The sequence below is a fragment of the Roseimarinus sediminis genome, assembly GCF_050433125.1.
GTDB lineage: Bacteria > Bacteroidota > Bacteroidia > Bacteroidales > Prolixibacteraceae > Roseimarinus > Roseimarinus sediminis.
The window spans coordinates 83,221-89,764 of record NZ_JBNPXV010000017.1 but is presented as its reverse complement, the minus strand read 5'-3'; the positions used below and the strand labels follow the sequence as shown (position 1 = coordinate 89,764).

Here is a 6,544-nt window from a genome sequence, read left to right as displayed (position 1 = left end):
TCTCTTCTTTTGTAAAACTTCGCTTTTTCATCGTCATAAAAGTACAGATTTAAATCTATATCTTTGTCCGATGATTTAAGGGGCTAAAACAATATATAAACCAAATTCATAATCTTCACTCGTAATTTTAGGTAGTTGAAATATTAAATTTACTTTTTCCCATTCACCTTGCTTTGTTAGAAGTTTTTGTAAGTTAAACGTTTTGTAATAGGTATTCTTCCCATTTTCACTAATTGAAACAACGATGCCACAATCGTTAGCACCATCGCTGCGAAAAAAAGAAGAGAGTAACATGGTTCTTTTACTTTGGGTAAGGGCTTCAAGTTGGTGTGTTTTAAAGGTTAGACCGTACTTCATGTCGCGACTTAATATACCACAGTTGTTTCCTGAATAAGAAAGTTCAGATGTTGATTGTGTATTCTTCCATAAATTATCGCGTATCGTATCATCATACGTCATGATACTTTCAAAAACCGGACTTTGGTCGTCGAAGCCTAAAAAACCAGTCAAGGTTTGGTCTAAAATGCTGTCGGAATGAGTACAAATAGACAGGTTCCCATTGTCTGCGATTTTTGTAATTTTTGTAATTATCTCAGGATAAACAGAATAAACATCAGAGAGAAAAAATTCATTTTGTAAAACAATATAATCGTAATCCCATTCCAGTGATTTGCTAATGTATTCCTTCTTGGTTTTTATTATAGGGTAGCCTTTTCGATTCATTAAGATCAAAGGAATATTGGTTGCATAAGCATCAATTACCAACATTTTTGCATTGCCGGGGATTCCTATTGAATCTAAAAAGTGTTCAGAATTTTCAAAATTGTTGATCGTAGCTGTTGTTCTATCCCAATATCCGGAAATACGTCTTTCTTTTTGTGATTTTGTCGCATAAACAATAAAAGGAATGCAGATGAATAGAATTGCAAACATTGATAATCTATTCATTAAAATATTGTTTTTTATCGGAAAAATAGAAAGTGTAATTATTAATAATAGGATAATTGGCAAGAAGAAGGTGTCAAGAAAGTAATAATCGTGGTTTACAAATTGGCGAAACATTAAAATTGAAAATGCGATACAGCCAATAAAAATTATTGCAATTAAAAGAGCAAATAAAGACTTCTGTTTTTGTAATGATTGCTTTTTGGAGATAAGAAAGTAGATAGCCCCCACGAATGATAGCGCCAGAATGATATAATGTACACTAGAAAAATATTGTGTACTCCACTTTTTCTTAATTAGTTTAATAATTTCAACAGCTTCTTCAAAGCTTCTTGCCGGAAGAATATTCGATAAAAAAATTGAACCGTATTTTTCTGTTAAAAATTTGTTATAAAAGAAATAAAACAAGATGATTAAAACGGAAACTAAAACAGGAATTAATTTGGGCATCAATTTAGCATCCTTCTTAAATATTCTTAAAATTTCAAGTCCAAAAAGAGCAATTAAAGGAATTACAAAAGTTGTTCTGGCTAAAGCTGCAATTGTTAAAAATAACAGGCTTAGATTAAAATATTTTTGTTCTGGTGTAAATAAATACTTTGAGAAAAAAAATATTCCAATAATGGCGTTGGAAAGTGAGGGGATTGTTGGCAGAAAACCGCCCTGATAATAAACGAATACCGGAGAAGTAGCCGCAAAAATCATAATAAAAATTGACCGATAGGAACTTTTAGTCCACAAGTATGATAGCCGATATAAAAAGAATAATCCGGCAAATCCATAGAGTAGAATATAAAGTCTAAAAAGCCGGGGAGAACTATCACCTGTAATTTTCATGAATATTGCCGGAATATAATCATGTATAGGAAAGTCAACCGCTGTGATACTTTCTTGAGATGGATATTTCCAATCAGCAATATTTTTACTATTTTTTAATAAAGAAAATGTTTCGGGTTTAAAAAAATTTAAATCATTATTTACATACCCAAGGGCTAATGCATATCTATCAGATTGACTCCATGCGTGTATATGTGATGGAAAATCATTGATATAGTTTTTTTGAAATAGAACTCCTAATAAAACAATTATTAATATAGCCGATGTATCACTGTAATATTTTTTCATAATTCATTATTGCTATGTCAATCATTTTATGCCACTACCTAAAATAAAGCTACATTTCAAACATTTAATTAAGCCGCCCCATCTACACGTTTTAAGGTATTTTGTACTTCAAAGGTAAATGTAATCTTTGATTTTTATAAATATTGATCGCTTTTTTAGTTGCGCGCTTTGCTTTTTTCTACCCAGTTGCGAACAAGGTACCTTTGAGCTTCCACAAGCTGATAAACCACAAAATTCAGCAGATATTACCCTTCAAAAACTGATACTGATACTGGAAGAGATCTCCCTGAAAAGTGTAAAACCCTGCAAACGTTTTTACATTTTAAAACAAAATGCCCAAGGCACGAAATCTTTATTTACTGCGCTATTTAAATGAAATCACGAAAACATCTCCACCAGCTCGTCTTTCGAAATACTTTGGAAAGGATTGTTCGATTGAATGAACTGATCGGCCAGTGCTGACTTTCTTTCCTTTAACAACTGAATCTTTTCCTCGATGCTTTCTTCGGTAATAAAGCGGTACACGAATACCTTTTTATTCTGCCCGATGCGGTGGGCACGGTTGATGGCCTGGTTTTCGGCTGCCGGATTCCACCATGGATCAAGGATGAAAATATAGTCGGCCGATGTAAGATTAAGTCCTACCCCGCCGGCTTTGAGCGAAATCAGGAAAATACGGTTTTTGTCGTTATTCTGGAAATTATTAATCACTGTTTCCCGGTCGCGGGTCTGTCCGGTAAGCAGGCAGTAGTTCCAGCCCTGCTCATCCAACTCCTGCTGAAAAAGTTTTAAGTGGGTAACAAAGGAGGAAAAAATCAGCACCTTGTGTTTTTCGGCCATCAGGTTTTCGAGGCTGCGCATTACCGCATCGAACTTGCCCGAACCACTTTGCTTAAAACCGACCAAAGCCGGATGGTTGGCCAGCTGTCTCAATCGGGTAAGGCCTTGTAAAACCAGAAACGACGATTTTTCGATGCCCTGCTTTTCGATGTTTTCGAACAAGCTGTTGCGTATGGCCGATTTCTCCCTTTCATAAATTTTCTGCTGGGCCTCATTCATCTCACAATACCTGATTTGTTCGGTCAGGGGCGGCAAATCGCGGGCTACCTCTTCTTTGGTGCGGCGCAAAATGAAGGGTGAAATCATTTGATACAGCTCTTTCTGTTTTTCTTCATCCCCGTTTTTTTCGATGGGCTGCAGGTATTCCTTTTTGAAGAATTGCATACTGCCCAACAAACCCCTGTTCAGGAAATTCATTTGCGACCAAAGATCCGACAAGCTGTTTTCGATGGGCGTTCCTGTTAGCACCAGTTTGTGCTCCGACTGCAATGCACATACTGCCTTGTACGTAAGCGATCCTGCATTTTTGATGTACTGACTTTCATCGAGAATGATGTAGTTAAAAAACAAATCGCCGAACAATTCATAGTCGTTACGAATGGTGCCGTAAGTGGTGATAATCACATCGTAATAAGACAGAATCCCCTTCAGACTGGCAATGCGTTTACGCTGGGTTCCGACATGCTGGTATATTTTCAGTTGTGGTGTGAATCGTTGCAGTTCGTTTTGCCAGTTATGAATCAGCGAAGTTGGAACAACCACAAGCGACGCTGGTGCCGCATCGTTCATTACATCGAAAAGTAAATTGCTTTGCTCCAGTCCTTTTTCGTTTGGCAACAGTTCCTTTTTGTTTTGTTGCTTTAAATTCAGCAGCAAGGCAAGGGTTTGCAAGGTTTTACCCAAGCCCATGTCATCGGCCAGACAGGCACCAAAGCCTTTTTCTTTCATGGTATGCATCCACGAGTAGCCTTCCTTCTGATAGTGGCGCAGGGTGGCATTCAATCCTTCGGGTTCATCACAAAGACCGAAATCTGTAGTCTTTAGTGCCTGAATTTTCTCTGCTGTTTCAGTGTCCACACCTTTGAGCTCTTGCCCGATTAAGGCAAAATGATGCTTCGACAAGCGGATTTGCTCATCGTTCCCTTCGGTAAAGGGAAGCAGGGACTGGTATTTTCCAAACCATTCGAGTGGCAGAATCACCACTTCACCATTGGGCAAAGTATATTCACGTCTTCCCTGCAGGATGTTTTTCTTCAGACGGATAAACGGCACCTTGTATGAACCCAGCGTAACCAGGGCATAAATATCGAACCAGTCGCCCTCCATGCGCATGTCGAACTTCAGTTCCTGATGACCCGTGAAGAATTTACGCTGTGGAACATGCTGTTCCAATCCGATGGAAGCCGTGTCCAAATCAGCGCTGTAGCGATTAATCCAGTTAATGATGGCATAGCGGTTCTCGTCGCCCAGTGGGTTCGCCTGCGCTGTCAATTCCAGCTGATCGCCCGATAAACAAAGCTGACGACTTTTGAAAAATTCGAGCATTTCAGCTTCCCACTTAGCATCCCGCTGATGCTTGAAAAAGGTATAGTGGCCATCATTATTGATCAGTTCCACTTCTACATTTCCTTTTCGTCCTGCTTTAAAACGACGTTTTCCGTACTGAAAAACCAGAATCAGTATGGGTTCAAGGGTCAGGCCCTGCTCAATAAGCACAAAAGCTTTTTTCTCCGAATCGACAGCAATCACGTCAAAACCCGACGCTTGTACTTCGTGGTCGCGAACAATGCCGGCAACAAAACTCCGCAGGTATTTGTCGGTTACAGCCGCCGGAATGTTCATCTTCTCCTTTGTTAAAAAAGGCGTTAAGCGTTTCCCCGAAAGTTTCTCAAAACCGATGAGCTGATTACGAAGCACCAGCCTGCAGGGCGTATCACTTACAATAACCGGCTTTTTGTACAGTAGTGGAAATGGCTTGCCCTCGTGGGTTATCGACAAATGATAGGTCAGCCCCTCATCGCCAAGGTTAAAATGAAAAACAGGATGCGCCTTCGAAGCCAGCACTTCAATCCGGTCTTCTTCATAGATGTTGTTGTATTTTACCGGCTTAAAATACAAAGGAACATCATGTTTCCTGATCAGATTAATGCAGGCGACCACCTGCTTATCGATATAAGGCGTAATGTGTTTGTTGAAAAAGTCGTTATCAACCTTCTGAAAAAACTCCTTACTTCCAAGCTTTCGTGAAAAACGCCGGGCCAGATTTTCATCGCTGTAATTTTCGGTCAGCTCGACCAACTTGCGCCTGGCCTGATCCAAAAGTTCGGGTTGCGCATCAACATCAGCCTTCAGTACCGGAGTCACCACCGTATAAAAGGCACCGTGGGTATTCTTCCTGATAAAATAAGGCAGCAATACATGACCAAACAAGCGATGCTCGGTCAGTGTCATAATAAATATCTTTTCTTTGCTTTGCTCCAAAACGAAACTGCTTGAGATTAATCAATTACCACTCGCGACAAACAAAGTGGATTCCATTTCGGATACAAACGCTGAATCGTATTTTCTTCGGCTTTCATAAAGTAAGTGCTCTGGTTTTTAGCGATACATTTTCAAAAATTCAAAACCTCTAAAATAGAAAAGATTTCTCTTGTGAACTTAGCCCAAAGCAAAATATCGAAGATTTTTCTTTCAGTGTATTGCTTAAAAAATCCAAATAATTGAAACTCTTGAGAAGAAGAGTCGAGGTAGGCTCAAAAGAAAATTTATTTTTGTGGAAGAAAACCAAAAATTGAAAATCATAACCTGATGAACCGGATTGTAGAAAAGGAGTTTTTCTCAGAGCATGTAGTAAAGCTGGTAGTAGAAGCACCACTTATTGCCCGGGCACGAAAACCCGGAAATTTTGTAATTCTGAGAGTTTCAGAAAATGGGGAGAGGGTTCCCTTAACCATCGCCGATGCCGACGAAAGCAAAGGCACCATTACCCTTATAGCCCAGAAAGTAGGCGTTAGCACCGAAAAACTGGCCGCATTAAAAGTGGGCGATTCGCTCCACGATTTGGTTGGCCCGCTTGGAAAGGCGACCGACGTTCATCAGGTGGGTACTGTTTTGGCCTGTGGCGGTGGCGTGGGGGTTGCCCCTTTGCTTCCCATTGTTGAAGCTTTCAAAAAAGCAGGCAACCGCGTCATTACGATTTTAGCCGCCCGTAGTAAAGAACTCATCATTCTTGAAGAAGAAATGCGCAAATGGAGCGATGAACTCATCATCATGACCGACGACGGTTCGTATGGTGAAAAGGGACTGGTAACCCAGGGAGCCGAAAAAGTAATTCAACGCGAAAAAGTAGATGAGTGCATTGCCATAGGACCCGCTGTGATGATGAAGTTCACCGCCCTACTCACTCAAAAATACAACATTCCCACCCAGGCCAGCCTCAACTCAATCATGGTTGATGGCACAGGAATGTGTGGTGCCTGTCGTGTAACAGTTGGCGGAAAGACCAAATTCACCTGTGTCGACGGCCCCGAATTCGATGCCCACCAGATCGACTTCGATGAAATGATCATGCGCCTGGGAGGCTATCGCCAGGAAGAAAAACAGGCCTTTGAGCAATTCATGAATCAACTTTAAA

At 40.2% G+C, this 6,544-nt stretch carries 3 protein-coding genes; 1 reads left to right on the top strand and 2 read right to left on the bottom strand.

Annotated elements, in window-relative coordinates:
• Positions 1-75 precede the first annotated feature (75 nt).
• Positions 76-2,070: a glycosyltransferase family 39 protein gene (locus tag FHS86_RS17370; protein ID WP_429416737.1), complete on the bottom strand. Its 1,995-nt coding sequence runs from the start codon at positions 2,068-2,070 to the stop codon at positions 76-78.
• Between the two features lie 378 nt (positions 2,071-2,448).
• Entirely contained in the window at positions 2,449-5,361 is a 2,913-nt protein-coding gene (locus FHS86_RS17365) for a DEAD/DEAH box helicase (RefSeq protein WP_429416735.1), read from the bottom strand.
• A gap of 357 nt (positions 5,362-5,718) precedes the next feature.
• Between FHS86_RS17365 and FHS86_RS17360 the strand changes: the two genes are divergently transcribed.
• Entirely contained in the window at positions 5,719-6,543 is an 825-nt protein-coding gene (locus tag FHS86_RS17360) for a sulfide/dihydroorotate dehydrogenase-like FAD/NAD-binding protein (RefSeq protein WP_429416732.1), read from the top strand.
• Position 6,544 lies beyond the last annotated feature (1 nt).

What these genes read in the sequence shown, in the direction of transcription:
- FHS86_RS17365 (WP_429416735.1), bottom strand. Translation starts at nt 5,361, where the DNA reads ATGACACTGACCGAGCATCGCTTGTTTGGTCATGTATTGCTGCCTTAT.
- FHS86_RS17370 (WP_429416737.1), bottom strand. Translation starts at nt 2,070, where the DNA reads ATGAAAAAATATTACAGTGATACATCGGCTATATTAATAATTGTTTTA.
- FHS86_RS17360 (WP_429416732.1), top strand. Translation starts at nt 5,719, where the DNA reads ATGAACCGGATTGTAGAAAAGGAGTTTTTCTCAGAGCATGTAGTAAAG.